Origin of the sequence: Streptosporangium sp. NPDC006013 (assembly GCF_040614275.1) — a bacterium.
Classification (GTDB): domain Bacteria; phylum Actinomycetota; class Actinomycetes; order Streptosporangiales; family Streptosporangiaceae; genus Streptosporangium.
This window is the reverse complement of sequence record NZ_JBEXUE010000735.1, coordinates 1-3,469: the sequence shown is the minus strand read 5'-3', so window position 1 is coordinate 3,469 and position 3,469 is coordinate 1. Positions and strand designations below refer to the sequence as shown.

Annotated in this window: 4 protein-coding genes; 2 read left to right on the top strand and 2 right to left on the bottom strand. The window is 71.6% G+C overall.

Annotated elements, in window-relative coordinates; all coding sequences use genetic code 11:
- Positions 1–88 precede the first annotated feature (88 nt).
- Positions 89–865 carry a UbiA family prenyltransferase gene (locus tag ABZ260_RS48770; RefSeq protein ID WP_355632152.1) on the top strand — a complete coding sequence of 259 codons (777 nt, stop codon included), beginning with the start codon at positions 89–91 and terminating at the stop codon, positions 863–865.
- A gap of 20 nt (positions 866–885) precedes the next feature.
- On the opposite strand, the gene ABZ260_RS48765 is transcribed toward ABZ260_RS48770, so the two are convergent.
- Positions 886–2,067, bottom strand: coding sequence for an FAD-dependent monooxygenase (locus ABZ260_RS48765; protein WP_355632149.1), 1,182 nt, complete (start codon positions 2,065–2,067; stop codon positions 886–888).
- A gap of 54 nt (positions 2,068–2,121) precedes the next feature.
- Here ABZ260_RS48765 and ABZ260_RS48760 point away from each other — a divergent pair, with 54 nt between their 5' ends.
- The gene (locus tag ABZ260_RS48760) at positions 2,122–2,691 is read left to right on the top strand and encodes a PadR family transcriptional regulator (RefSeq protein WP_355632146.1); all 570 of its coding nucleotides are present in this window, start codon (positions 2,122–2,124) and stop codon (positions 2,689–2,691) included.
- A 194-nt stretch (positions 2,692–2,885) separates the two neighbouring features.
- On the opposite strand, the gene ABZ260_RS48755 is transcribed toward ABZ260_RS48760, so the two are convergent.
- Positions 2,886–3,469 (bottom strand): alpha/beta hydrolase (locus tag ABZ260_RS48755; protein ID WP_355632143.1); only part of this gene is annotated, 584 nt, incomplete at its 5' end.

Below are 3,469 nucleotides of genomic sequence, written 5' to 3'. Positions count from 1 at the left end.
AGCATGACGCTCAAGCCCGGCCTCTATCAGCGAGATCTGGCCGCCCTGCAAGTGGTGCAGTCGAAGCTGCTGGACGACGGCATCGCCTATGTACGCCGTCCTGGTGACCGCGCTGGCCGCGCTGAGCGGGCGCGACGCGGCCGGGTGCGTCCTGGTGGCCGCGGCGGTGCTGACCGGGCAACTCTCGATCGGCTGGTGCAACGACGCGGTGGACGCGGCGCGGGACGCCGCCGCGGGCCGCACCGGCAAGCCCGTCGCCGGTGGCGTGGTGAACGCCCGCACGGTGTGGGTCGCCGCGATCGTGGCCCTGGCGCTCTGCGTGCCGCTCTCCCTGGCCTCGGGGCCGGCGGCAGGTGCGGTCCACCTCGTCGGCGTCGCCGCGGCCTGGGCCTACGATCTCGGACTCAAGGCGACCGCGCTCTCCTGGCTGCCGTACGTGGTGGGCTTCGGCTCGCTTCCCGGGTTCGTGACCCTGGGCCTGCCGGGACATCCGTGGCCCGCCTGGTGGGCGGTCCTGGCCGCGGCGCTGCTCGGCTGCGGGGCGCACCTGGCCAACGTGCTCCCCGACATCCCCGCGGACCTCGCCGGTGGGGTCAGGGGCTGGCCGCAGCGGCTCGGTGTCGCCCGCGTCCGCGTCCTGATCCCGCTGCCGCTGCTGGCCGCGACCGCCCTGCTCGTCTTCGGCCCCACGGGGTCGCCGGGCGCGGGGGGCTGGGCGGCGCTGGCGGTGGCCGGAGCCTTCACCGCCTGCGGGGTGGTGCTGGGCCGAACCTCGCCGCGTGTTCCCTTCGCAGTGGCGGTCGCCGTCGCCGCGGTCGCCGTCCTGCTGCTCCTCGCGCGCGGCACCGCCATCACCGCGTCCTGACCCCGCAGGCCGGGTGCCTCTCAGCCGGAGGTCGCGGAGGCCGGCTCGTTCCAGGGGATCCGGTAGTCGTACATCCAGGCCAGCGCGTTCCTCCTGTCCACCTGCCGCATGATCATCGGTAGTGTGAGATCGCGGAAGAAGGCGCCGACGGCTCCCTGCGCCTTGCCGCTCCCGTTGCGTCTGCCGTGCTCCACGATCCGCTCCACCCGCTTGCGCCGCACCGCCTCGAAGGTGGCGAACGCGTCGCGGGTGCCGGGGACGTCCCGCAGGCACTTGGCCAGCACCACGGCGTCCTCGATCGCCATGGACGCACCCTGGCCGGAGGAGGGCGAGGTCGCGTGCGCGGCGTCGCCCAGGATCACCATGCGCTCGTTGAACCACTTCGGCACGGTCGGGAAGTCGTAGGTGTTCCAGCCGGCCATGATGTGGTCGGTCGCGCCGATGATGTCGAGCATCGGCCCGCTGTCATCGCCGAACAGTTCTGTCAGCCTGGTACGCCACTGCGCCGGGGTGATCGCCGCGAGTTCCTCCGGCGTCGGCTCCCTGGGGCTCGGCGGGTTGGCGAACCACCACACCGCTCCGTCCGGATGGATCAGGTAGCCGAAAAAGCATCTTCTGCCGAAGATGAAGTGGCTCGTTCCCGGCTCGCCGGGCACCTTGACGCCGTGCGCGAAACCGCCGGTGTTCAGCAGGCCGACGTGCCGGGCGCGAGGCGCCCCGGCGTCGATGATCGTGCGGGTCCGCGAGTGGAGCCCGTCGGCGCCGATCAGCAGCTCGCCTTCGGCCGCGCTGCCGTCGGCGAAGACCGCGCGCACCCCGCCCGCGGTGATCGAGGCGTCGGTGAGGCGCCTGCCGTAGTGGATCCGCACGCCGCGCCGTACGGCCTCGTCGCGCAGCACCCGATAGAGATCGGCGCGCTTCAGCGTCCGGCTGGGCTGCCAGACGGAGGCGAGTGGCCTGCCGCGCCCGTTGAACATCAGCATCCGCGAGGAGTCCATGCCCAGGTCGCTGACGAGATCGTGCAGGTCGAGGGGGCGTAGCGCCTCCAGCCCGTTGACCGCGAGCGTGAGGAAGGCGCCCACGCCATCGGAACCTTGGTCGTACGCCTCGAAGACCTCGCTGTCGATGCCGGCGCGCTGCAGGGCCATCGCTGTCACCGGGCCGGCGATGCCTCCGCCGGCTATCAGGGCTTTTTTAGTCATAAGATGACTATACATAGAATAACTATTGTTGGGTAGGCCGTTACGATGTGCACCATGTCTACGAGGCGGTCCCCCCTGGCCATGGCGCTGCTCTCGCTGGTCTGTGAGGCGCCGATGCACGCGTACCAGATGCAGCGGATGATCAAGGAGCGGCACAAGGACGACGTCGTCAACGTCGCGCAGCGCAACAGCGTCTACCAGACCATCGACAGGCTGCTCCGCGACGGGCTCATCGCGGTCCGTGAGACCTCGCGCGAGGAGAACCGGCCCGAGCGGACCGTCTACGAGCCCACCGACGCGGGCCGTGACACGCTGCGGCAGTGGATGCGGACGATGCTCTCCGCGCGGGCCCGCGAGTTCCCGGAGTTCCCCGCCGCACTCGCCTTCATGCCCGTGCTGCCGCCCGATGAGGTCCGTGCGGCGCTCGACGAGCGCCTGATCTCCCTGGAGGCGCGACTGTCGGAGTTGGGCCGCGACCTGACCGAGGGGGCGAAGTTCCTCCCGCGCCTCTTCCTGGTGGAGACCGAGTACCAGCGGGCCGTGCTCAAGGCCGAACTCGACTATGTCCAAGGCCTCGCCGACGACCTGCGCGCGGGCCTGATCGACTGGGACTTCCGCCTCTAGCGCCGGGTCCGGGTGAACGCCGAGGGGCGCCCGCGCGATGCGGGAGGAGTTCGCGGGGACGGTGCCACGACCGCCAGGAAGGTCGGCTCCTCGCCGAGATCCGGTCTTCATCCGGCCGGCCGACCCAGGACGGTGCGCAGCCCCTGAACGCGCTCGCGGCCAGGGGCTGCACGATTTCCGGCCAAGCCGCCGTTCTACGAGTTCGAAAGCACCTCGTGAAGTTTCGCGGCGAACGCCACGGGCTGGGCGCCGAAGCCGCCGTGGTCGCCGGGAAACACCACGTGCCCGATTCCCAGCTGTTTGGCCACGGCGAGGGCGCCCCGGTACGGGGGCTCGCCTTCCGACGCCTCGCCCACCGCCGCCACCACCCGCACCGAGGACGCCAGGAGCGCGGCGACGTCGGGGACGTACGTGGCGAACGGCGGCACCTCGTAGCCGATGAAGAACTCCATGTTCCTCGCCAGGCGCGCCATCATCTCCAGCATCTCCGGCTCGGGTTCCCCCTGCGGCCCCTGTCCGCCCCCCGGAACGCGCTGCTGCTCGTCGGCGGCCGAGTCGTCCCGCGCCGGCCCGCTGCTCATCTCGAACCCGGTGGTGAGGACCTGCCCCGCGGCCTCGGCGCCCTCCTTGGCGAAGGTGTCCCGCACGTTCCGGATGACGTCGCGCCAGTGGTCGCGGTCGGGCAGCATCTCGAAGAGCGGCGGCTCGTGGGCGACCAGGGCACGCACCTGCCCGGGGTGGCGGGCGGCCAGCTCCAGGCCGATCATCGCGCCGGAGC

What these genes read in the sequence shown, in the direction of transcription:
- ABZ260_RS48770 (WP_355632152.1), top strand. Translation starts at nt 89, where the DNA reads ATGTACGCCGTCCTGGTGACCGCGCTGGCCGCGCTGAGCGGGCGCGAC.
- ABZ260_RS48765 (WP_355632149.1), bottom strand. Translation starts at nt 2,067, where the DNA reads ATGACTAAAAAAGCCCTGATAGCCGGCGGAGGCATCGCCGGCCCGGTG.
- ABZ260_RS48760 (WP_355632146.1), top strand. Translation starts at nt 2,122, where the DNA reads ATGTCTACGAGGCGGTCCCCCCTGGCCATGGCGCTGCTCTCGCTGGTC.